The sequence below is a fragment of the Azospirillum formosense genome, assembly GCF_013340925.1.
Classification (GTDB): Bacteria; Pseudomonadota; Alphaproteobacteria; order Azospirillales; family Azospirillaceae; genus Azospirillum; species Azospirillum formosense.
Genome location: NZ_WHOR01000096.1, coordinates 1 through 20,050 on the forward strand (window position 1 = coordinate 1; position 20,050 = coordinate 20,050).

General features: G+C 67.3%; 22 protein-coding genes. 13 read left to right on the forward strand and 9 right to left on the reverse strand.

Translation table 11 applies throughout. The features are described 5' to 3' along the window. Positions 1-160: 160 nt before the first annotated feature. Positions 161-1,297 (reverse strand): type III PLP-dependent enzyme, encoded by a 1,137-nt coding sequence (locus GBZ26_RS14330; protein WP_014238560.1) that lies wholly within the window; start codon positions 1,295-1,297, stop codon positions 161-163. A 442-nt stretch (positions 1,298-1,739) separates the two neighbouring features. Here GBZ26_RS14330 and GBZ26_RS14335 point away from each other — a divergent pair, with 442 nt between their 5' ends. Further along, a complete protein-coding gene (locus GBZ26_RS14335) occupies positions 1,740-2,213 on the forward strand; it encodes an MgtC/SapB family protein (protein WP_174439413.1) in 474 nt (157 codons plus the stop codon). On the opposite strand, the gene GBZ26_RS14340 is transcribed toward GBZ26_RS14335, so the two are convergent. From GBZ26_RS14340 to GBZ26_RS14355, 4 genes are all read right to left on the reverse strand, one after another. Continuing rightward, positions 2,197-3,351 (reverse strand): multidrug effflux MFS transporter, encoded by a 1,155-nt coding sequence (locus tag GBZ26_RS14340; protein ID WP_343207225.1) that lies wholly within the window; start codon positions 3,349-3,351, stop codon positions 2,197-2,199. The genes GBZ26_RS14335 and GBZ26_RS14340 overlap by 17 nt on opposite strands. A 29-nt stretch (positions 3,352-3,380) precedes the next feature. Next, positions 3,381-3,863, reverse strand: a complete 483-nt coding sequence (locus tag GBZ26_RS14345) for a hypothetical protein (RefSeq protein WP_174439414.1) — start codon at positions 3,861-3,863, stop codon at positions 3,381-3,383. Between the two features lie 79 nt (positions 3,864-3,942). Further along, the gene (locus tag GBZ26_RS14350; RefSeq protein WP_174439415.1) at positions 3,943-4,125 is read right to left on the reverse strand and encodes a hypothetical protein; all 183 of its coding nucleotides are present in this window, start codon (positions 4,123-4,125) and stop codon (positions 3,943-3,945) included. Positions 4,126-4,376: 251 nt separating this feature from the next. Further along, positions 4,377-5,138 carry a M48 family metallopeptidase gene (locus GBZ26_RS14355; protein ID WP_174439416.1) on the reverse strand — a complete coding sequence of 254 codons (762 nt, stop codon included), beginning with the start codon at positions 5,136-5,138 and terminating at the stop codon, positions 4,377-4,379. Between the two features lie 198 nt (positions 5,139-5,336). Here GBZ26_RS14355 and GBZ26_RS14360 point away from each other — a divergent pair, with 198 nt between their 5' ends. The 9 genes from GBZ26_RS14360 to GBZ26_RS30660 all read left to right on the forward strand — a co-directional run bounded on the left by GBZ26_RS14360 (position 5,337) and on the right by GBZ26_RS30660 (position 13,944). Beyond that, positions 5,337-6,467 carry a sensor histidine kinase gene (locus GBZ26_RS14360; protein ID WP_174439417.1) on the forward strand — a complete coding sequence of 377 codons (1,131 nt, stop codon included), beginning with the start codon at positions 5,337-5,339 and terminating at the stop codon, positions 6,465-6,467. 206 nt (positions 6,468-6,673) lie between these two features. Next, complete coding sequence (locus GBZ26_RS14365) at positions 6,674-7,066, forward strand: hypothetical protein (RefSeq protein WP_174439418.1); 393 nt, start codon at positions 6,674-6,676, stop codon at positions 7,064-7,066. Between the two features lie 314 nt (positions 7,067-7,380). Next, positions 7,381-8,718, forward strand: a complete 1,338-nt coding sequence (gene ugpB / locus GBZ26_RS14370) for a sn-glycerol-3-phosphate ABC transporter substrate-binding protein UgpB (protein ID WP_174439419.1) — start codon at positions 7,381-7,383, stop codon at positions 8,716-8,718. Between the two features lie 79 nt (positions 8,719-8,797). Then, positions 8,798-9,682, forward strand: coding sequence for a sn-glycerol-3-phosphate ABC transporter permease UgpA (gene ugpA / locus GBZ26_RS14375; RefSeq protein WP_174439420.1), 885 nt, complete (start codon positions 8,798-8,800; stop codon positions 9,680-9,682). Then, the gene (ugpE, locus tag GBZ26_RS14380; RefSeq protein ID WP_174439421.1) at positions 9,679-10,551 is read left to right on the forward strand and encodes a sn-glycerol-3-phosphate ABC transporter permease UgpE; all 873 of its coding nucleotides are present in this window, start codon (positions 9,679-9,681) and stop codon (positions 10,549-10,551) included. The genes ugpA and ugpE overlap by 4 nt, the downstream gene beginning before the upstream one ends. A gap of 3 nt (positions 10,552-10,554) precedes the next feature. Then, a complete protein-coding gene (locus GBZ26_RS14385) occupies positions 10,555-11,628 on the forward strand; it encodes a sn-glycerol-3-phosphate import ATP-binding protein UgpC (protein WP_174439422.1) in 1,074 nt (357 codons plus the stop codon). A gap of 86 nt (positions 11,629-11,714) precedes the next feature. Further along, positions 11,715-12,320: a glutathione transferase GstA gene (gstA, locus tag GBZ26_RS14390; RefSeq protein WP_174439423.1), complete on the forward strand. Its 606-nt coding sequence runs from the start codon at positions 11,715-11,717 to the stop codon at positions 12,318-12,320. Between the two features lie 114 nt (positions 12,321-12,434). Further along, a complete protein-coding gene (locus GBZ26_RS14395; RefSeq protein ID WP_174439424.1) occupies positions 12,435-12,869 on the forward strand; it encodes a VOC family protein in 435 nt (144 codons plus the stop codon). 445 nt (positions 12,870-13,314) lie between these two features. Next, positions 13,315-13,944 carry a calcium-binding protein gene (locus GBZ26_RS30660; protein WP_174439425.1) on the forward strand — a complete coding sequence of 210 codons (630 nt, stop codon included), beginning with the start codon at positions 13,315-13,317 and terminating at the stop codon, positions 13,942-13,944. Here the strand turns inward: GBZ26_RS30660 and GBZ26_RS14405 are convergent. Next, positions 13,922-14,080 (reverse strand): hypothetical protein, encoded by a 159-nt coding sequence (locus GBZ26_RS14405; RefSeq protein WP_174439426.1) that lies wholly within the window; start codon positions 14,078-14,080, stop codon positions 13,922-13,924. The two genes, GBZ26_RS30660 and GBZ26_RS14405, sit on opposite strands and share 23 nt — an antisense overlap. Before the next feature lie 114 nt (positions 14,081-14,194). Here GBZ26_RS14405 and GBZ26_RS14410 point away from each other — a divergent pair, with 114 nt between their 5' ends. After that, on the forward strand, positions 14,195-14,704 hold the full coding sequence (locus GBZ26_RS14410) for a hypothetical protein (protein ID WP_174439427.1): 510 nt from the start codon (positions 14,195-14,197) through the stop codon (positions 14,702-14,704). A gap of 37 nt (positions 14,705-14,741) precedes the next feature. Here the strand turns inward: GBZ26_RS14410 and GBZ26_RS14415 are convergent, their stop codons facing one another. After that, positions 14,742-16,178: a DEAD/DEAH box helicase gene (locus tag GBZ26_RS14415; RefSeq protein ID WP_174439428.1), complete on the reverse strand. Its 1,437-nt coding sequence runs from the start codon at positions 16,176-16,178 to the stop codon at positions 14,742-14,744. 464 nt (positions 16,179-16,642) lie between these two features. Here GBZ26_RS14415 and GBZ26_RS14420 point away from each other — a divergent pair, with 464 nt between their 5' ends. Together GBZ26_RS14420 and GBZ26_RS14425 are read left to right on the forward strand one after the other, a co-directional pair. Continuing rightward, on the forward strand, positions 16,643-17,113 hold the full coding sequence (locus tag GBZ26_RS14420) for a Fur family transcriptional regulator (RefSeq protein ID WP_246653659.1): 471 nt from the start codon (positions 16,643-16,645) through the stop codon (positions 17,111-17,113). Next, positions 17,110-17,334: a hypothetical protein gene (locus tag GBZ26_RS14425; RefSeq protein WP_174439429.1), complete on the forward strand. Its 225-nt coding sequence runs from the start codon at positions 17,110-17,112 to the stop codon at positions 17,332-17,334. The genes GBZ26_RS14420 and GBZ26_RS14425 overlap by 4 nt, the downstream gene beginning before the upstream one ends. A gap of 19 nt (positions 17,335-17,353) precedes the next feature. Here the strand turns inward: GBZ26_RS14425 and GBZ26_RS14430 are convergent, their stop codons facing one another. Both GBZ26_RS14430 and GBZ26_RS14435 read right to left on the reverse strand, forming a co-directional pair. Next, complete coding sequence (locus GBZ26_RS14430) at positions 17,354-18,694, reverse strand: DUF1329 domain-containing protein (RefSeq protein WP_174439430.1); 1,341 nt, start codon at positions 18,692-18,694, stop codon at positions 17,354-17,356. A gap of 85 nt (positions 18,695-18,779) precedes the next feature. Beyond that, positions 18,780-20,050 (reverse strand): response regulator (locus tag GBZ26_RS14435; RefSeq protein ID WP_174439431.1); only part of this gene is annotated, 1,271 nt, incomplete at its 5' end.

Below are 20,050 nucleotides of genomic sequence, written 5' to 3' on the forward strand. Positions count from 1 at the left end.
CCCCTCTGCGAGGGAGAGGGTGCCTTCTGCGAAGCGGCGGCCAGTCCCCTCCACCTCGAAGAGGGGGAGGGTTAGGGAGGGGGCAGCAGAAGCTGGACATGAAAAAGGCCCCTCCTCCCGAAGGAAGAGGGGCTTTTTTCTCAGCCGAACCTTCGCCCGATCAGATGCAGATCTGCTGGAGCGGGGCGAAGCCGTTGAAGCAGACCGCCGAGTAGGTCGTCGTGTAGGCGCCCGTGGCGTGGATGCGCACGCGGTCGCCGGCCTTCAGGTCCATCGGCAGCTTGTACTCGGCGCGCTCGTAGAGCACGTCGGCGCTGTCGCAGGTCGGGCCGGCCAGCACGACCGCCTCGCTGTCGCCTTCCCCGTCGTCGCCCATCACCTGGATCGGGTACTGGATCGCCTCGTCCATCGTCTCGGCGAGACCGCTGAACTTGCCGATGTCCAGATAGACCCAGCGCTTCACGTCGTTGGCCGACTTGCGGGAGACGAGGACGACCTCGCTCTCGATGATGCCGGCGTTGCCGACCATGCTGCGGCCCGGCTCCACGATGGCTTCCGGCAGGCGGTTGCCGAAGTGGGTGCGCAGGGACTCGAAGATGGCCTGGCCGTAGGCGGTGGTCTCCGGCACGTCGGTGCGGTAGCGGGTCGGGAAGCCGCCGCCCAGGTTGATCATGCCGAGGTCGACGCCCAGCACCTCAAGCTCGCGGAACAGCTGCGCCACCTGGAAGATGGCGTGGTCCCACTGCATCAGGTCCTTCTGCTGCGAGCCGACATGGAAGGACACGCCGTAGGGAACGACGTTCATGCCCTTGGCCTTCAGCAACAGCTCCCGCGCCATGGCGAGGTCGCAGCCGAACTTGCGCGACAGCGGCCACTCGGCGCCCTCGCCGGAGGTCAGGATGCGGCAGAAGACTCGGGCGCCGGGGGCGGCGCGGGCGATCTTCTCAAGCTCCGCCTCGCTGTCGAAGGCGAACAGGCGCACGCCCAGCTCGAAGGCGCGGCGGATGTCCGCTTCCTTCTTGATGGTGTTGCCGTAGGAGATGCGCTCCGGCGCGCAGCCGGCAGCCAGCACCATCTGGATTTCCGGGACGCTGGCGGTGTCGAAGGCGGAGCCCAGACGGGTCAGCAGGCCGAGGATCTCCGGCGCCGGATTGGCCTTCACGGCGTAGAAGATCTTGGCGTCCGGGAGCGCTTCCTCCAGGTCGTGGTAGTTCGCTTCCACGACGTCCAGATCGACGACGAGGCACGGGGTCTGCGGACGCTGCTCTTCGAAAAAGCGCGCAATCTTATCGGTCATCTCAGTCTCCCGGACGCAAGATGAAGGTGTCGGACGAATTGTGAAAAAGCAGGGGCGGAGCGGCCGCGCGCTGCTGACCGGTCAGAAAGAAAAGACGGTCAGGCGCTCAGGCCGCCCATACTGGACTGCCGTGTCGCCTTGCGGGGAAGAGCCGAACGGGACAGAACCGGAAAGAGTCGGAGACGGGTGAGCCGGCGCCCACCCACAACAACATGAACCATCGTAACCTCCAAGACGCCGCCTTGCTTAAGGGACGGTCGGGGATCACGCGTTACGTCGTTGCATAACCACATCTCGAAAAGGACGAGGGGCGGGCCAGCGGCACGTGCGCTTGCGAGTTGCGGTTACATAGATCGAACCGGCCGCCTTTTAAAGTGAAAAATGCGACCGGGCGCAAAAAAGTAGCAAGCGTTACGCAAAGGTAAAAATAGGGAGGAATAACATGGACTTGAGTACGGCCATTCCGGTCTGGGACATGGCAGCCCGGCTGGCCGCGGCGGCGGTTTGCGGGGCGGCGCTGGGACTCGACCGCGAGATCCGGGGCAAGGCGGCGGGGCTGCGCACCCACACGTTGGTGGCCATCAGCGCGGCGGTGACCACGCTGGTTGCGCTGGAGCTCTATTGGGGCATGGCCGGGAAGGGAAGCGGCGGGGGCGACATGGACCCGACCCGCGTCATCCAGGGCATCGCCCAGGCCATCGGCTTCATCAGCGCCGGGGTGATGTTCCGCGCCGGGACCACGGTGCGCGGGGCGACCACCGCGGCGGTGATCTGGATGGCCGGCGCGCTGGGCATCGCCTGCGGGGCCGGCTTCTACGTGCTGGCGGGGATGGCGCTGGTCCTCTGCCTCGCCGTCACCATCGTCTTCTCCTACGCCCTGCGCTGGATGCCGGACTCCGTCAAGGACGAGGACTGACGAGGAGCCGGTGGGCCAGCGCGCCGCCCAGCGCGACCAGCCCGATCGCCGTCATCATGGGAAGCTGGCTGTCGGCGTGGCTGTGGCCGAGCACCACGCCGATCAGCGCCGCCACGGTCATCTGCACGAAGCCGACCAGCGAAGAGGCCAGCCCGGCCATCATCGGGTAGGGGCCGACCGCCCCGGCCATGGCGTTGGGCAGGGTCAGCCCGGCGCCGAGCATGAAAAGAAAGACGGGACCCACCACCGCCGCCAGATGCATCACTCCGCCCAGCGCCAGCCCCACCCCAAGCAGCCCGCCGGCCAGCGACACCGCCGTGCCGGTGCGGATCATCCGCGGCTCGCCCAGCCGCGCGCTCAGCCGCCCGGCTAGGAAGGAGCCCACCGCGTAGCCCAGAACCACCGCGCCGAAGCTTCCCCCGAACTGAGCGGGCGTCAGGTGCAGCCGCCCGATCAGCACGAAGCTGGAGCCGGAAATGAAGGCGAAGATGCCGCTGTAGGCGAAGGCCACCGTCAGCATCTGCCCGACGAAGCCGCGGTCGCGCAGCAGCAGCGCGTAGTTGGCGAGCAGCCGGCCGGGCTGGAGCGCCGTCTCGTCGCGGTTGGCGTTGGTCTCGCCCATCAGGGTCCAGGTGGCGGCCAGGATCAGCGCGGCGAAGCCGGTCAGCAGCAGGAAGTTGCTCCGCCAGCCGAACCACTCCGTCAGGACGCCGCCCAGGATCGGGCCGGCGGCGGGGGCCAGCGTCATCGCCATCGCCATGTAGGCCAGCACGGTGGCCGCCCGGTCGCGCCCGAAGACGTCGCGCACCACCGCCCGCGCCACCACCGGGCCGCAGCATGCGCCCAGCGCCTGGAGGAAGCGGGCGACGATCAGCGTCTCGATGTCGTCGGTCAGCGCGCAGGCGGCACTCGCCACCAGATAAATGAAGATGCCGCCGAGCAGGGCGGGCCGCCGCCCGAAGCGGTCGGACACCGGCCCGTAGACGAGCTGCGACACCGCGAAGCCGGCAAGGAAGACCGAAAGAGTCAGCTGCACCGTGGCGATGTCGGTGTCGAACACGCTGACCAGGGTGGGCAGGGACGGCAGGTAGAGGTCGGTGGAGAGCGGGCCGAAGGCGACGAGCGCCGTCAGCAGCACGCGGACGGTCAGAGAATCAGGACGGGGCTTCAGGTTTTCACCTTTGCCCACAGAACGGCCACAAGGGCGCCCGGAGAGAAGGAATGGTATCGCATGGTGGTTGCTAGATCGTGCAACGATCTCTTATCGATCTGAACGTCGTATCCGCCTGTTTTCGCAATAGCTAGAGCGGCGAGGACCGCGAAGAGTTCATTGACAAACATCCAGGCTTGCTGTGGTTTGGCAGAGCACTGGATCTCTTCAATTTTTCCTCGAATTAAACCCTGCTGTGATAAATGATCAACTGCTGATCGAAGTTCAGCAAGGTTAATGATGCGAATTGGCTTTAGCTTTCTGATCCAAAACGCATAGTGGCCGGCCTGCTTAATCTCATTTGGGCTATCCATATTGATATGGATAAGTGTTTCTGCGGCTCGTATTTTTGCCTCTTCAAGAACCTGCGCGTCAACTTCAATAACGCAACCGAAAGAGGTTTCGATTTTCGGCACGATTGACTTTATCAGTTCGATCATTTTCTTGTACAGTCAAGAAAAGGCGCCCAAAATGGGGGCGCCTTTGTGATGCCTGAGGGGTGAGCTTCGTCTGCTCGTTCTAGTTAGATTCGTTCAGAAGCTCAGCCGTATCTTTTAGAAGATCGGGATTGGCCTCGAAAAAGGCATCCGCTTTGCGAGCGGCAGCTTTAAAGTCTATGGGCTTGCCGCTATTGCTTGCGTATGGCTTTTTGACTTTTTGCTTCTGGCTTTCCGACAAGCCTTGGCTGTTCGTGATGATCATTGGCGCCGTCCGTTGCTCCCACAGCTGCTTTGGGCGCGTGCCGTGGTCTAATGCGTTTCGCGAATCATGAGTTGGGTAATGCTGATCCACTCACGCCACCTCTCAGTGGTGCGCCCAACTCAAATAGGATGCTGTCCAAACTTAGCGCGTCATGCCAGAAGATTCACGTGAAATATTCTAAAAAGTTTTAGCAGAACAATCGTATGCAAATTTATTTCTGAGAAATTGCGATATCGTATCGCTGACAAAGGCTAGGCATTCTCGTCCCCTTCGCCGTACCGCAGCAGCCGGGCGCCGTTGGCCTTCAGCCAGAGGCGGGGCGTGCGCACGTCGCCGGTCAGCTGCGCGCACAGCGTCCAGAAGCGCTGGGAGTGGTTCATCTCGCGCAGATGCGCCACCTCGTGCCCCACCACGTAATCGAGCACGGACTCCGGCGTCAGGATCAGCCGCCAGGAGAAGGAGAGGCGGCCGGTGGCCGAGCAGCTTCCCCAGCGGCTCTTGGTGTCGCGCACGGTGACGGCGGCGACCCGCGCGCCGATCAGCGCGGCCTTGGCGCGCGACCGCTCGGCCAGTTCCCGCCGCGCCTCGGCCATCAGGAAGTCGCGCACCCGGCGGGCGACATGCTCCGCCCGGCCGCCGACCAGGATCGCGCCGTCCGCGCGCCGGGTCGCCCCGCGCAGGTCCGGGCTGTGCCGGATGACGTGGTCGATGCCGAGATAGGGCACCACCGCCCCGTGGGTGAAGGGAAGCTGCGGCGGCAGGGCGGCCAACCGCGCCCGGACCCAGCCGTCGTGCCGCCCGACGAAGCGCAGCGCCTCGGCTTCCGGGACGCCCACCGGGATCACCACCTGGATCAGCCCACGCCCGGCGTCCACCCGCAGGGTCATCCGGCGGGCGCGGGCGCTTTCCCGCAGCTCCAGCGGCACGGGCAGGCCGGCGACCGCCAGGGCGCGCGGGGCCTTGGGACGTGGAGACTGGGTTTTGGAGGGCTGGGATTTGCGGCGGAAGAGCATACCTGACTTATAGCCTGCGCAGCCGGCCTGGGCCAATGGGGGCGTTGTCCTTCACATTCAAACGGAATTTGTCCCAAGTGAGTTTTGCATGTGATATTTGACTCCGATGCCCAAGTGGTCGGATAAGTATGCTGTAATCTCAGTTTTTGCGGTGAAGTTGTGGTCGAGTATACCCAGAAGAACTCAACCGAAGGTCATATGACTGATCGTGCGATCTGGCTTGAGGCTCTGGTCTCCGCCAACGGCGCCGCTCACGCTCTGCTTGGGCTGGACGCTCGGCTTCTCGTGGTCAACCAGGCTTTTGCCGCGGCCTTCGGCCGCCTGCCGGAGGAGGCGGACGGCAAGGGGCTGACCGAACTGGGCGTTCCGGCGGCCATCGTGTCCCAGGTGGAGGCGCAGGTCCGCCGTGTCGTCCTCACCGGGACCCCGGTGTCGGCCTTCGGCCTGCTGCCCCGCGGCGAAATGGTGCTGAGCCCGGTGCGCGACGCGGACGGGATCGTCACCGCGGTTGCCGCCATCGCCGACACCAACGCCGCCGCTCTGGCCGCCGCCCGCGCCGAGGCCGAGCGGGCGAAGGCCGAGACCGAGCGGGTCCGCCAGGAGGCCGAGACGGGACGCACCGCCATCGGGCGCTTCCTGTCGGCGGCCAGCCACGACCTCCGCCAGCCCTTCCAGGCCATGCACCTGTTCCACCATCTGCTGATGGGCCGCCTGACCGATCCCGGCGCGCGCGATCTCGGCGAGAAGCTGGAAATGTCGATCGAGGCGGCGGAGGGGCTGCTGCGCGCCCTGCTGGACGTGTCGAAGCTGGAGGCCGGGCTGGTCCGGATGCAGGAGCAGACCTTCCCCATCGACGAGACGCTGGGCCGCCTGCTCAACGAGTTCGCGCCTGAGGCCGACGCCAAGGCCCTGCGCTTCAATGTCCGCCCCGCGGATGCGCAGGTGAGCACCGACCCGGTTCTGCTGGAGCAGCTTCTGCGCCCGATCCTGTCCAACGCCCTGCGCTTCACCGAGTCGGGCGGCGTGCTGCTGGCGGCGCGGCGGCGCGGCGGCGCGTTGCGCATCGAGGTGTGGGACACCGGCCTCGGCATAGCCCCCGCCGACCAGTCGGCGATCTTCGACGACTTCCGCCAGCTCGGCAACCCGAACCGCGACCGCCGGCATGGGCTGGGGCTCGGCCTTGCCATCGTGCGGCGTCTCGCGACGCTGCTGGGCTTGCCGGTCTCGCTGCGCTCGGTGCCTGGGAAGGGCTCGGTCTTCGCGGTGGACGTCCCGCTGGCGGCGGCGAGCGCCGCGGAACTGCCGGTCGAGAACAGCAGCGCGGCGTAACGCAGCGGGGAACCGCTTTCCCCCCATTTTATCGAACGAACAGAGAGCGCCGTCCTCGCTTGCGCTTGCCGACCCGTCCATCGGCGCCGCGCCGGGCGTCGATGGAGCGCGCATACTTCCTCCGAAGGCCGGGGCCGTTCATGGCCCGCCGGCCCCGGCGTCCTGTCTGGGTGCGGCACGGGCGCGGCCTGGGATCGGAGGGAAGCATGCATCGCAAAGCAAGGTGCCGGCTGGCCGGTTGTCTGGCGGGGATGATGATGGCCGCTTTCGTGGTCCTGCCCACTGCTGCGCAGACGACGAGTCTGGAGTGGGACCAGCGCGGCTGCGTTTTCGGACCGCGGCCCGGCCTGGACCGGCTGGTGCCCGGCTACAACCCCGGTGCGCAGCCCTATTACTGCCCGCCGCCCGCCGCGCTGTACCCCGCGCCGCCGGTCGCTCCCCCGACGGCGTCGCTCTATCTGTCGGCGCCGAGCCGCTCCTACTGCCTGCTGCGCTCCTCCGGCCTGATGGGCGACAGCCTGTCGCAACTCGCCGGGTCCCTGTGCCGGGACGACGCCGCGCCGTGGGCGCTCGCCCAAACATGGCACCCCGAGAGATGACGTAAGGGTGATAGTCCGTACTGATACGTACGGCTGATTGACAGCCTTCCTCTCTATCCTTAAGGCTTGCAAAAAAGAAACACACATGCGGGGAGGAAAACCATCGATGCCGGCGCAGCACCCGTCACCGCCCTGAGTCCCGTTCCATGCCTTACGCAGGACCGACGTTGCAACCGCGAGGAGCGGATGCGGCGCGCCCCTGCGCGCGTGTTCCGGACACGTCACCAAATCTTCACAAGACCGTCGCGGGACCGCAACCCGCGCCCTGCATGTCAGCACATCACGCAATCGCTTGGTTCCAGGGAGAGACCACCATGCTGACCCGCCGCAAGCTCGCCGTCTCGACGGCCGTCTTCGCGCTCGCCGCCGGTTTCACCGGCGCCGCTTACGCCCAGCAGAAAACCGTCATCGAATTCTGGCACGGCCTGCCCCAGCCGCTCGGCGGCCAGCTCGAGCAGGTGGTGAAGGGCTTCAACGACAGCCAGGACAAGGTCCAGGTCAACCCGACCTTCAAGGGCAGCTATCCGGAGACGATGCAGGCGGCCATCGCCGCCTTCCGCGCCGGCAACGCCCCGCACGTCGTGCAGATGTTCGAGGTCGGCACCGCCACCATGCTGTCCGCCGGCCCGGCCATCAAGCCGGTGCACCAGCTGATGAGCGAGACGGGGTCGGGCCTCGACGCCGCGGCCTACATCCCGGCGGTCCGGGGCTATTACAGCTCCAAGGACGGCAAGATGATGGCCCTGCCGTTCAACAGCTCCACCACCATCACCTTCTACAACAAGGACGCCTTCCAGAAGGCCGGCCTCGACCCCAACAAGCCGCCGGCGACCTGGCCGGAGGTGGCCGACGCGGCGCGCAAGCTGAAGGCCGCGGGCGTGACCTGCCCGATGACCTTCTCCTGGCCGACCTGGACGCAGTTCGAGCAGGTCGGCGCGCTCCACGACAAGCCCTTCGCGTCGGAGGCCAACGGCTTCGGCGGGCTGAACGCCAAGCTGAAGATCAACGACCCGTTCTTCGTGAAGCATCTCCAGACGCTGATCGACCTGCAGAAGGAAGGCGCGCTGCGCTACGGCGGTCGCGACAACGCCGCGGACTCGCTGTTCCCGTCGGGCGAATGCGCGATGATCCAGGCCTCGTCGGGCCTGCGCGGGCGCATTGTCAAGGAGGCCAAGTTCAACTGGGGCGCCGCGCCGCTGCCCTACTGGCCGGACGCCATCTCGTCGCCGAAGAACTCGATCATCGGCGGCGCCGCCTTCTGGGTGATGACCTCGCCCAAGCGCACCGCTGACGAGTACAAGGCCGTGGCCGCCTTCTTCAGCCACCTCGCCCGTCCGGAGGTGGACGCCAAGTGGCACATGGACACCGGCTACGTCCCGGTGACGCTCCAGGGCTTCGAGCTGGCCAAGAAGGAAGGCTTCTACGACAAGAACCCCGGCGCCGAGGTGCCGGCGGAGCAGCTCACCCGCACCGCCACCACGGAGAACACCATGGGGCTGCGGCTGGGCAACCTGCCGGAAATCCGCAACATCATCCAGGAGGAGATGGAGAAGGCGTTCCAGGGCCAGCAGACCGCCCAGCAGGCGCTGGACAACGCGGTGAAGCGCGGCGACACGGTCCTGCGCAACTTCGAGCGCGCCAACAAGAACTGAGTGGTTCCGTGGTCCGTCCCCTCTCTCCTGCGGGGGAGAGGGGGAGGGCTGGAAGAACCGGGAGCAATCGAAGGGTTCCATGCAACGTCGCGTGATTTTCGACAACAAGGCGCTGCCCTACCTGCTGCTGGCGCCGCAGGTGGCGGTGACCCTGATCTTCTTCATCTGGCCGGCGGCGCAGGCGCTGTGGCAGTCGGTGCATCTCCAGGACGCCTTCGGGCTGCGCAGCCAGTTCGTCGGGCTGGAGAATTTCCAGGCGGTGCTGAGCGACCCGAACTATCTGGAGACGGTCAAGACCACCATCGTCTTCAGCGCGTCGGTGACCCTCCTGTCGCTGGCTTCCGCGCTGGGGCTGGCGGTGCTGGCCGATGCGAAGATTAGGGCGGCGGCGGCCTACAAGACGCTGCTGATCTGGCCCTACGCGCTGGCGCCCGCGGTGGCGGCGGTGCTGTGGATGTTCATCTTCAACCCGGACATCGGCATCCTGGGCCGCGCGCTGAACAACCTCGGCTACGCCTGGGACTACCGGCTAAACGACGGGCAGGCGCTGACCATGGTCATCCTGGCGGCGAGCTGGAAACAGGTCTCCTACAATTTCATCTTCTTCCTGGCCGGGCTGCAGGCCATCCCGCGCTCCGTGCTGGAGGCGGCGAGCATCGACGGGGCGGGGGCGGTGCGCCGCTTCTGGACGATCACCTTTCCGCTACTGTCGCCGACCACCTTCTTCCTGCTGGTGGTGAACATCGTCTACGCCTTCTTCGAGACCTTCGGCACGATCCACGCCCTGACCCACGGCGGGCCGGGCAAGGCGACCGAGACGCTGATCTTCCGCGTCTACCAGGACGGCGTGGTCAACCACGACCTGGGCGGCTCCTCGGCGCAGTCGGTGATCCTGATGGTCATCGTGATCGCGCTGACCGCCATCCAGTTCCGCTTCGTCGAGCGCAAGGTGCATTACTCATGACCCCCGACCGCGACACCCCGCGCTCCGGCGGGCGCCTGATGGACATGGTTCCGCACCTGATCCTGATGCTGGGCGTCCTGATCTTCGCCTTCCCGATCTACGTGACGGTCATCGGCTCGACCTGGGACGCCGCCACCATCGGGCGCGGCAACCTGCCGCTGACGCCGGGCGGGGAGATGCTGAACAACTACGCCTCGGCCTGGAGCGAATCGCAGGGCAACCGCGTCATGCACACGCCCGTGCGCATCATGATGTGGAACAGCCTCGTCATGGCGCTGGTCATCGCGCTGGGCAAGATCGCCATCTCGATCATCTCGGCCTACGCGGTGGCCTTCTTCCGCTTCCCGCTGCGCATGGTCTTCTTCTGGATGATCTTCATCACGCTGATGCTGCCGGTGGAGGTGCGCATCATCCCGACCTACGAGGTGGTGGCCAATCTCGGGTTGATCGACAGCTACGCCGGTCTGACCATCCCGCTGATCGCCTCGGCGACGGCGACGCTGCTGTTCCGGCAGTTCTTCCTGACCATCCCGGACGAGCTGATCGAAGCCGCGAAGATCGACGGGGCGGGGGCGCTGCGCTTCTTCGTGGACGTGGTGCTGCCCCTGTCGCGCACCAACATCGCGGCGCTGTTCGTCATCCTCTTCATCTACGGCTGGAACCAATACCTGTGGCCGCTGCTGATCACCAACAGCGCGGAGATGGAGACGGTGGTCATCGGCATCACCAAGATGATCGGCAACGGCGAGGCCGCGACCGACTGGAACCTCATCATGGCGACGACGGTGCTGGCCATGCTGCCGCCGGTGGCGGTGGTCGTGCTGATGCAGCGCTGGTTCGTCAAAGGCCTTGTGGACAGCGAGAAATAAGAAATGGCAACGGTCGATCTGAATCGGGTCCGCAAGTCCTACGGCGCCATCGAGGCCATCAAGGGCATCGACATCAGCGTCGCGGATGGGGAGTTCCTCGTGCTGCTCGGCCCCTCGGGCTGCGGCAAGTCCACGCTGCTGCGCATGGTCGCCGGGCTGGAGAGCATCACCGGCGGCGAGATCGCCATCGGCGGGCGGGTGGTCAACGGGCTGGAGCCCAAGGACCGCGACATCGCCATGGTGTTCCAGAACTACGCGCTCTACCCGCACATGAGCGTGTTCGACAACATGGCCTACGGGCTGAAGATCCGCGGCCTGCCCAAGGCGGAGATCCAGGCGCGCGTCGCCAAGGCCGCGGAGATCCTGGAGCTTGGCCGCTTCCTCGACCGCCGGCCCAGCCAGCTTTCCGGCGGGCAGCGCCAGCGCGTCGCCATGGGCCGCGCCATCGTTCGCGAGCCCGCCGCCTTCCTGTTCGACGAGCCGCTGTCCAACCTGGACGCCAAGCTGCGCACCCAGATGCGCGTCGAGATCAAGCGGCTCCAGGACCGGCTGGGCATCACCAGCCTCTACGTGACGCACGATCAGGTGGAGGCGATGACGCTCGCCGATCGCATCCTGGTCATGAATCACGGGGTGGCCGAGCAGGTCGGCACGCCGCTGGAGGTCTACCAGCGCCCGGCCAGCCTGTTCGTGGCGGGCTTCATCGGGTCGCCGCCGATGAACGTGCTGGACGCGCGCTTCGACGCCGGCGGGCAAGCGGTGGCGCTGCCCGGCGGCACCGCTTTCCTCCTGCCGCGCCCGCGGCCCGACATGGCCGGGCGGCCGGTCAAGCTGGGCGTGCGGCCGGAGCATCTGGCCGTCACGTCCGGCGACGGGCCGCTGATCGTCACGGTCGATCTGGTGGAAGCGCTGGGCGCCGACACGGTGGTCTACGGCCGCCTGCCGGACGGGGAGGGGATGGTGGTCCGAGTCGCCGGCCTGCCGTTCTGTCGCGAGGGCGAAACCCTGCGCGTCGGCGCGCCATCCGACGCCCTGCACCTGTTCGACTCGGAGAGCGGACGGCGTTTGTCGGATTGAACGAGGTGGGGCGGTTGCAATCGCCCGTGGCGCGTGTCCCACTGTCGATCCGTCATGTCCCGCCGAAAACAAGGATAAGAAACGTCATGAAGCTCTACCTGAAGCCGGGCGCCTGCTCGCTGTCGCCGCACATCGTCCTGCGCGAAAGCGGCCTGGCCTTCGACGTCGCGGCCGTCGACCTCGCCGCCAAAAAGCTGGAGGACGGCAGCGATTTCCTGGCCGTCAACCCGAAGGGCCAGGTGCCGACGCTGGCCTTCGACGACGGCGCCATCCTGACCGAGGGCGCGGCGATCGTGCAGTATGTCGCCGACCGTGTGCCGGAGACCGGCCTGCTGCCCGCCGTCGGGACGATGGAGCGCTACCGCGTGCTGGAGTGGCTGAACTTCATCGGCACGGAGCTGCACAAGACCTTCAGCCCGCTGTTCCGCCCGACCACGCCGGACGCCTACAAGGACATCGCCAAGCAGACGCTGACGGCCAAACTCACGGTGGTGGAGAGCGAGCTGGCCGGCAAGGACTACCTGACGGGCGACCGCTTCACGGTGGCCGACGCCTATGGCTTCACGGTGCTGCGCTGGGCGCCGCGGGTCGGCCTGCCGCTGGACGGCTATCCGAACATCACCGCCTACATGGCCCGCGTCGCCGGGCGCCCGGCGGTGGCTGCGGCGCTGGCGGCGGAAGGGATCGCCTGACTCTTTGCCGAACGGGGAGGGGACGCACCTGTTCGATCCCGGGACAGCCGGTGATTGCCCGCGTAGACTGCTCGGGCAACCACCGGCAGGGAGGGGGCGAAGGCCCCGACGAGCATGAGCGCAACCGACCGCAAACCCGTTCCGCCCTTCCACCTCGCCTTTCCCGTCCGCGACAAGGAGGAGGCGCGCGCCTTCTACGCCGGCCTGCTCGGCTGCGGAGTGGGGCGGGAATCCGACCGTTGGATCGACTTCGACCTCTACGGCCATCAGGTGGTGGCGCATGTGACCGAGGAGGCCGGGACCCGCGCCACCAACCCGGTCGATGGCGAGGACGTGCCGGCCAGCCACTTCGGCGTGATCCTGGAGTGGGACGACTGGCACGCGCTGGCCGACAAGCTGACGGCCGAAGGCGTGCGATTCCTCATCGAGCCGCAGATCCGCTTCAAGGGTCAGGCCGGCGAGCAGGCCACCATGTTCTTCCTCGATCCGAGCGGGAACGCACTGGAGTTCAAGAGCTTCCAGGACATGGGGCAGATTTTCGCGCGGTGACGGTCGCGCGGTGACGGTGTGTCCTTCAAAGGAAGGTTGGCCCTCCTCCTCACCGGGTGGAGGGCCTTTTTCTGTCCAGCCGCAGCCTTTCCCTCACTCTGTTCGTGTATCAATAGAAATGCGGATGGCGGGCTTAGGGGGCCTGTATATTCCGACGCTTCCGTTGCTGTTTTGTTTTTGATTAGATAGATAAGTAATGAAGATAATGCTTTCGTGTGTATTTCATCGCTGTTGACTGTTTGTTTTCTTCGTGGCAAGTCTCGCTTTGAGGGTGTTTCTTCGCTTGTCTTCAACCGCATGCTGTTGTGTGCAGGGGCGAGCGCAGGTGGGGAACCTCTGTTCGGAAACCATGATCGACCGATCCGGTGAACGCCGCGCGGTCGGCTGGGCAAGCAAACTTTCCGGGCATTCATTCGAAAATGCATAAAATAAGTGGGGATTCGACATGAGCGTCATCAATGGAACGTCCGCGTCCGAAGTGATCGATCTGCGGGGATTGGTCCCCGGGCCGTACGAGACCGCCAACGGCTCCGCGGCGGGCGCCGGCAACGACACCGTGTATGGCAGCAGCTATCCCGACGTGATCCAGGGCGGGAGCGGACACGATCTACTCTACGGCTTCAATGGGAACGACATTCTGGTCGGCGACGACGGCAACGACACGCTGTACGGCGGCAACGGGAGCGACAGCCTTCTGGCCAGCGCGGGGAACGATCACCTGCTGGGCGAAGCCGGCGACGACACGCTGTATGGCGGGGCGGGGAACGACGTCTACTATCATTCGGCGAACGGCGGCGTCGATCTCATCAACGACGACAAGTCGGAAGCGGGAATGCCGGGTTACGGCGGCGGCACGGCCGACGTCGTGTACTTCACCGATGTGACAATGGCCAACCTCGCCTTCTTCCGCCCGTCGGGAAGCAACGACCTGTGGATCTCCAGCGTGGCCGATTTCAGCGACGGCTATCTGAACGACGGCGTGATCATCCAGGACTTCTATCTCGGCGGCAACAACACCGTCGAGTATCTGTACAGCTCGGACTCCTACGCCTTCAATCTGACGACGCTGCTCTGACCGGCCGATCGTCTCGAAACGGCAAAGCCGCCGCGGCCATCGCGGCGGCTTTTCTGTGCTGGGCAAGGAAATGGTTCGACGCCATCGGCATTTCCTTCATCCCGCTGGGAAGATTCGGCCCCGGCAGGATGATCATGCTTCCCCTTCCGCCGTCGCGAGCGCCTGTGATCGCGTGCATCCGGAGGTGGCATGAAAGCTGCTTGGCAGGACGTTGCCGAAGTGGGGTATTCGATCAACCAGGAGATGGTCCATGAGCAGCCTGACCGTTTCCGCGACGGGATATGGCCCGTCCGGCGCGTACACGCTGAACGGTGGCGGGGTCACCCGCTTTTCGGGGGCGACCAAGGCCACGCCGGAGATGATGGCGCGGGTCGGGGGCGGCGATTCCGCCTTCCAGCAGCAGATGAGGATCGCGGCGGACCCGAACGCCGTGGACCCGGCGGTCGCGGCGCGCAGCCGCGCCGTGCAGGCCCACACCGTGTTCCGGCAGGGCGGTCAGGTCGTCGCCGCCGTCTGGCGGGACGGCCAGACGCAGATGAGCAACGGGCTCGCGTCGCGGCTCGACTGGACGGCGCTGGAGCGGCAGACCGCCTCTCTGCCCGATGCGCAGCGACGGGACGTGATCGCCGCGGCCATCGCCAAGCAACTCGGCGGGGGCGTTCAGGTCCAGCGCTACGGAGACAGCGGTGCGGCGCCGACGCGCGGAGCGGTGATCGACGAGCAGGCCGGGGCGAATCGGGCGGTGCGCGGCGGGCGGTGATCCCGCCGCGCGCCCAACAGGCACAGGCTGCTTAGACTCAGGCCGCGGACCGCTTGTTCCCGCCCGGCTGGCCGCCGTGCGGGGCGGGGCGGCGGTTGTGGCGGTTCTGCTGGTTGGCCGACACCTTGGCCTTCAGCGGCTGGTCGCCGGTGGCGCCGGCAACCCGCGCGCCCTGCTGCGGCTGCGGCTTCGCGCCCTGGGCCTTCGGCGCCTGAGCCCTCTGGCCCTGCGGCTTGCCGCCGCCCGGCTGCTGCTGCGGCTGGCCGCGGCCCGGACGGGGCTGCTTGGGCGCCGGCTTCGGCGGCTTGGCCGAAGAGGCGTGGATCGCCGCCACCACCGACGCGTGGTAGGGGTGGTCGTGGTCGGCCGGGACCGGCTGGCGGATGGTCTTCTCGATGGCCTTCAGATAGGCCACCTCCTCCGCATCGCAGAAGGACACCGCGCTGCCGTCGGTGCCGGCGCGGGCGGTGCGGCCGATGCGGTGGACGTAGCTTTCCGGCTCGTTCGGCAGGTCGAAGTTGATGACGTGCGTGATGCCGTCGATGTCGATGCCGCGCGCCGCGATGTCGGTCGCCACCAGCGCCTTCAGGTCGCCGCTGCGGAAGGATTCCAGGGCGCGCACGCGGGCCGACTGCGACTTGTCGCCGTGGATCGCGTCGGCCGGGACGCCGGCCTTCTTCAGATGGTCGGCGATGCGGTCGGCGCCGTGCTTGGTGCGGGCGAAGACGATCGTCCGCTCCATCGCGCCGTCCTGGAGCAGGTCGGCGAGCAGGCGGCGCTTGTCGGCGCGCTCGACGAACAGCACACGCTGGGCGATGCGCTCCACGGTGGTGGACTGGGGCGCCACCTCGATCCGCTCGGCGTCGGTCAGGATGCTGTGCGCCAGCTCGACCACGGCCTCCGGCATGGTGGCGGAGAACAGCAGGGTCTGGCGCTGCTTCGGCAGCACCGCGACCACCTTCCGCACGTCGCGGATGAAGCCCATGTCGAGCATGCGGTCGGCCTCGTCCAGGACGAAGATCTCGATCTGGTCGAGCACGCACTGCTTCTGGGCCATCAGGTCGAGCAGGCGGCCCGGCGTCGCCACCAGCACGTCGGTGCCGCGGGCGAGTGCCGCGACCTGCGGGCTCTGCCCGACGCCGCCGTGGATCACCGTGCGGCGGATCGGCAGGTGCCGGCCGTAGGTGCGGAAGCTCTCGCCGATCTGCAGAGCCAGCTCGCGCGTCGGCGTCAGGATCAGCGTGCGCGGCGCCTTGGCCTGCACGCGCTTCTTGTTCTGGAACAGCCGCTGCAGGATCGGCAGGGTGAAGGCGGCGGTCTTGCCGGTGCCGGTCTGGGCGAGGCCGAGTACGTCGCGGCCCTCCAGAAGAACGGGGATGGCGCCGGCCTGGATCGGCGTGGCGGTCTGGTAACCCTCTTCGGCGACGGCGCGCAGAAGGGGCTCGATCAGGCCGAGGCCACTGAATTCGGTCATACGGGGAGGGTCCTGGTCACGTGAACAGAGGCTGCACCTGAGCCGTGCCCGGACATTGCCGGGGCGGCGTGGCTTGGGGCGCTCCGCCGCGGGAGTGCGCGGAGCCATCAATTCACCGTGGGAAGGCGCTAGCGGCGCCGGTACCGGGACGACGAGGAGCCGGCAGCCCCAAAGCAAAATCGACCGGACACACATAGGCGGTGGGGGGGCTTTTGGCAAGCAAACAAGGACCTTGGCCCTGTTCCGGACCGGAAATGTCCCTGGGACGGGCGACGATTCCGGAGGACGGTGGGGGTGGTGGGGCGTGCTGCGGCGGTGGGTGAGGCATTTTGCCGCGTGAATTCCCGGATAAAAAAACGGGGTATAGGATTGCGAATGAATTTCAGTATTATGATCGGCGCTGCAGCATGGCGCCCCGGATCGCGGGAGACGGCGCCGGAACGGATGGCAAAGGCGGTGGGGCAATGACGTCGCGTCTCGAATCCTTGTGCCTGGAGAAGGGGCTGAAGATGACCGGCCAGCGCCGGGTCATTTCCCAGGTCCTGTCGGAGTCGGAGGACCACCCCGACGTGGAGGAGGTCCATCGCCGCGCCGTGCTGATCGACCCACGGATCTCCATCGCCACGGTCTACCGCACCATGCGCCTCCTGGAAGACGCGCAGGTGATCGAGAAGGTGGATCTTGGCGACGGCCGCGCCCGCTATGAGGAAGCGTCCACCGACCATCACCATCACCTGATCGACACGCGCAGCGGGCGGATCATCGAATTCGCCAGCCCCGAGCTGGAGGCGCTGAAGGAGCGCATCGCGCGGGAGCTGGGCTACCGCATCGTCGGTCACCGGCTGGAAATCTACGGCGTTCCGCTCGACGGTGTTTCCGTCGACGGTGGCGACGCGCTGGACGGCAACTCTGGGGAAGGCGGGGAGCGTCGATGAAGAGCATGCGCTGGCTGACGATCGACCCCTACCCGACGGTGAGCCTGAATTGCCGCGACGCGGTCCAGCGCTGCTACGCCGGCCTGTGCGACTGCGGCCAGCCGGAGCGCTACGCGCTGGAAGCGGCGGTGACCGTCTTCCGCTACCACCATCCGGAAACCCCGCCCTTCCAGGCGGAAACCATCGTCAGCCAGTGGGTGGCCAGTCCGGTCCGGCATTGACCGCCGTCCTCCACCCGTCTCACCAGGGCCGCCGCTTGCGCTCCAGCGTGTCGGGGGCGAAGTCCTCGGGCCGCAGGGGCTTGGCGAAGTCCGGCGGGGCGAGCTGGTTGTCGAGGCCGTTCACCACATAGCGGTCGCCCGTGAGGTCGTAGGTGATCTCCAAGGCCGGTGCGAAGACGGGTACCTGGGGATAGGCGATCCCGTGCGCCTCCGCGTAGCGGACCAGATCGCCCTTGGCGTCGTAATGGTCGGCCATGACGATCTGCCAGGAATCCTCGTCCAGATAATAGGTGCGTTCCGGCAGGGCGTGGCGGAAGCCGGATTTCAGCCGCGCCTCGACGATCCACACCCGGTGCATCTCGTAGCGCAGGAACTGCGGGTTGGGGTGGCCCAACCACAGGAAATCCACCGGCGCCAGACCGGGCGTGTTGAGCCGGCTCGTGTTGTAGGGCACATACATTTCCCGCCGCGTCACCAGGGCGAAATCGAAACGATCCAGCGGGCCGCTGAACATGTCCAGCATGTCGGCGGTGCGGATGCCGCCGCTGGCCGGGTCCGGCGTGTCGTAGACGAAGTCGGGCGCGCGGACGGGCTTGCCGGATTCTCCCTGCCGGAACCAGGCGGCGAAACCGGCCTGGATCGGGTTCAGCGTGCCGTGCAGCAGAAGGGTGGTCCCGGCCTCCGCCTTGGGCATCACGGTGGTGCGCCGGTAATGGAAGGGACGCCCGCCGTCGATTCCCGCGGCGTAGCTGGATTGCCAATCCTCGCGGTAGACCGCCGCGGTATGGATGCCGCCGGCCTCCGGCAGGACGGTGGCGCCGGTGCGGCTGAAGGACGTGCCGCGCCAGCGCAGGATGTGGTTCCACATCGCCTGCACGCCGTTGGCCGGAATGGGGAAGGGCACGCCCACCCGCGCCCCGCTCAGCGCCAGACCGTTCTCACCCAGCCTGGCGCGCCTGGCGTTCTCGATCGATTCGTCGTAGACGCGTTGAGGGGCGGCGGCGCTGCGGCGGCTGGGGAAGACCGGGATCTCGAAGGACGGATATTTGGTCAGCATCGCCTGGAGGCCGGCGGACAGGCGAACCTTGTAGCGGTCCAGATCCGCCGGTCCCACGCTGAACCAGCGCCCATCCTCGTCATAGGGATCGGGCAGGTGGGAGCCCGGCTTCCAGCCGTCGGGGGCTTGGGTCAGCCCGCCCTTCCAGGGCGGGATGGCCCGTGTCCGGCTGGCCCCGCGCACCGCGCCGAAGGGGGTCAGCTCCTCCCCCAGGGCGGGAACCTTCTCCTGCGCGGCGGTCGGGGCGGCGTAGGGAAGCACCGGCAGGGAAAGCAGCAGGCTGGAGAACTGGCGGCGGTTCATGCGCGTCTCGCGGCGTGGCGGGTCGCGGGGACGATACCCCAATCGGACGCCGGTTCGAACGGACAAAGGACGTTCGACAGGGTGTTCAGGGGGGCAATGCCGTGCTGATGAAGCGTTCGACCTCCCGCATCGCCTGTTCCAGCGCCGCGGCCAGCGCGGTCACCCGCTCCCAGGGGGCGTCCTGAATCACCGCCTGCTCCAGCGCCTGCGCGGCGTCGCCGAGCGGTGCCGCCCCGGCGTTGCGGGAGCAGCCCTTCAGATTGTGGGCGCCGGCGCGGATCACCGTTCCGTTCCGCGCGGCGACGGCGTCGGCGACCTCGTCCGCGATGTGGCGGCCGACGACGACGAAGTCGTTCAGCAACTCGTCCATCAGCGCCCGGTCGTCGCCACAGAGCCGGCGCAGCACATCCACGTTGATCGGAGGCGGACTGACCGGGAGCGGGTTGGCCGGCGGCGTCCCAGACGATGGCGAGCCGCGTGGCGGCACCACAGGGGCCGCCGCCACGGGCGGCAGGAAGCGGGACAGCGCGGCGTCGAGCTTTGCCAGATCCAACGGCTTGCTCAGCGCCTCGTCCATGCCGGCCGCGCGGTAGCTCTCGATGTCCGCCGGGGCGGCGTTGGCGGTCAGGGCGATGATCGGCAGATGGGCGCCGGTTGTGTGCTCCGCCGCGCGGATGCGGCGGGTCAGTTCGAACCCGTCCACCTCGGGCATCTGGACGTCGGTCAGCAGCAGGGCGTAGCGCCGCCGCTCCAGCGCGGCCAGGGCCTCCGCCCCGCCGTTGGTCAGTTCCGCCGTGTGGCCGAGCGAGGTGAGCTGCATCTGCAGGACCTTCCGGTTGATGGCGTTGTCCTCCGCCACCAGGATCAACCGCCCGAGGGCCTCGGCCTCGGCGATGACGCGCTCCGGACTCAGCGGGGCCGGTGCGCAGGGGGCGGCGGGCGGCGGGCCTTCGCAGGGCGTGGCGTCCGTCAGGGCGCGCCGGGCGGCCACCGCCACGGCGCGCACCAGGGGCGTACGGCGGACCGGTCGGCTCACCGGGACCGACCCGTCGGCGAGGCGGCTACCGATGGTGGTGGGGTCCTGGAGCAGCACGGTCGGCACCTGCGCTTCCCCGACGCGGCGGCCCAGCAATTGCGGCGCCTGGGCGGCGGCGGGGGTGTGCAGCGCCTCGTCCACCACCACGACGTTCAGCGCGCCGCGTTCCGTTTGGGCCATGCGGGCCTGTTCGGCCAGCGCGTCCGGTTGTCCGGCGGCCAGCACGCGCGCCCCGGCGGCTTCCAGATAGCGGGCGACGATCCGACGCTCCTCCGTGTCCGGCAGGCCGACCAGGACGGTCAGGCCGGAGAGATCCGATT

What these genes read in the sequence shown, in the direction of transcription:
- GBZ26_RS14385 (WP_174439422.1), top strand. Translation starts at nt 10,555, where the DNA reads ATGGCAACGGTCGATCTGAATCGGGTCCGCAAGTCCTACGGCGCCATC.
- ugpA (WP_174439420.1), top strand. Translation starts at nt 8,798, where the DNA reads ATGCAACGTCGCGTGATTTTCGACAACAAGGCGCTGCCCTACCTGCTG.
- GBZ26_RS14395 (WP_174439424.1), top strand. Translation starts at nt 12,435, where the DNA reads ATGAGCGCAACCGACCGCAAACCCGTTCCGCCCTTCCACCTCGCCTTT.
- GBZ26_RS14360 (WP_174439417.1), top strand. Translation starts at nt 5,337, where the DNA reads ATGACTGATCGTGCGATCTGGCTTGAGGCTCTGGTCTCCGCCAACGGC.
- gstA (WP_174439423.1), top strand. Translation starts at nt 11,715, where the DNA reads ATGAAGCTCTACCTGAAGCCGGGCGCCTGCTCGCTGTCGCCGCACATC.
- GBZ26_RS14430 (WP_174439430.1), bottom strand. Translation starts at nt 18,694, where the DNA reads ATGAACCGCCGCCAGTTCTCCAGCCTGCTGCTTTCCCTGCCGGTGCTT.
- GBZ26_RS14365 (WP_174439418.1), top strand. Translation starts at nt 6,674, where the DNA reads ATGCATCGCAAAGCAAGGTGCCGGCTGGCCGGTTGTCTGGCGGGGATG.
- GBZ26_RS14415 (WP_174439428.1), bottom strand. Translation starts at nt 16,178, where the DNA reads ATGACCGAATTCAGTGGCCTCGGCCTGATCGAGCCCCTTCTGCGCGCC.
- ugpE (WP_174439421.1), top strand. Translation starts at nt 9,679, where the DNA reads ATGACCCCCGACCGCGACACCCCGCGCTCCGGCGGGCGCCTGATGGAC.
- GBZ26_RS14335 (WP_174439413.1), top strand. Translation starts at nt 1,740, where the DNA reads ATGGACTTGAGTACGGCCATTCCGGTCTGGGACATGGCAGCCCGGCTG.
- ugpB (WP_174439419.1), top strand. Translation starts at nt 7,381, where the DNA reads ATGCTGACCCGCCGCAAGCTCGCCGTCTCGACGGCCGTCTTCGCGCTC.
- GBZ26_RS14410 (WP_174439427.1), top strand. Translation starts at nt 14,195, where the DNA reads ATGAGCAGCCTGACCGTTTCCGCGACGGGATATGGCCCGTCCGGCGCG.
- GBZ26_RS14355 (WP_174439416.1), bottom strand. Translation starts at nt 5,138, where the DNA reads ATGCTCTTCCGCCGCAAATCCCAGCCCTCCAAAACCCAGTCTCCACGT.
- GBZ26_RS14405 (WP_174439426.1), bottom strand. Translation starts at nt 14,080, where the DNA reads ATGATCATCCTGCCGGGGCCGAATCTTCCCAGCGGGATGAAGGAAATG.
- GBZ26_RS14350 (WP_174439415.1), bottom strand. Translation starts at nt 4,125, where the DNA reads ATGATCATCACGAACAGCCAAGGCTTGTCGGAAAGCCAGAAGCAAAAA.
- GBZ26_RS30660 (WP_174439425.1), top strand. Translation starts at nt 13,315, where the DNA reads ATGAGCGTCATCAATGGAACGTCCGCGTCCGAAGTGATCGATCTGCGG.
- GBZ26_RS14420 (WP_246653659.1), top strand. Translation starts at nt 16,643, where the DNA reads ATGACGTCGCGTCTCGAATCCTTGTGCCTGGAGAAGGGGCTGAAGATG.
- GBZ26_RS14345 (WP_174439414.1), bottom strand. Translation starts at nt 3,863, where the DNA reads ATGATCGAACTGATAAAGTCAATCGTGCCGAAAATCGAAACCTCTTTC.
- GBZ26_RS14425 (WP_174439429.1), top strand. Translation starts at nt 17,110, where the DNA reads ATGAAGAGCATGCGCTGGCTGACGATCGACCCCTACCCGACGGTGAGC.
- GBZ26_RS14330 (WP_014238560.1), bottom strand. Translation starts at nt 1,297, where the DNA reads ATGACCGATAAGATTGCGCGCTTTTTCGAAGAGCAGCGTCCGCAGACC.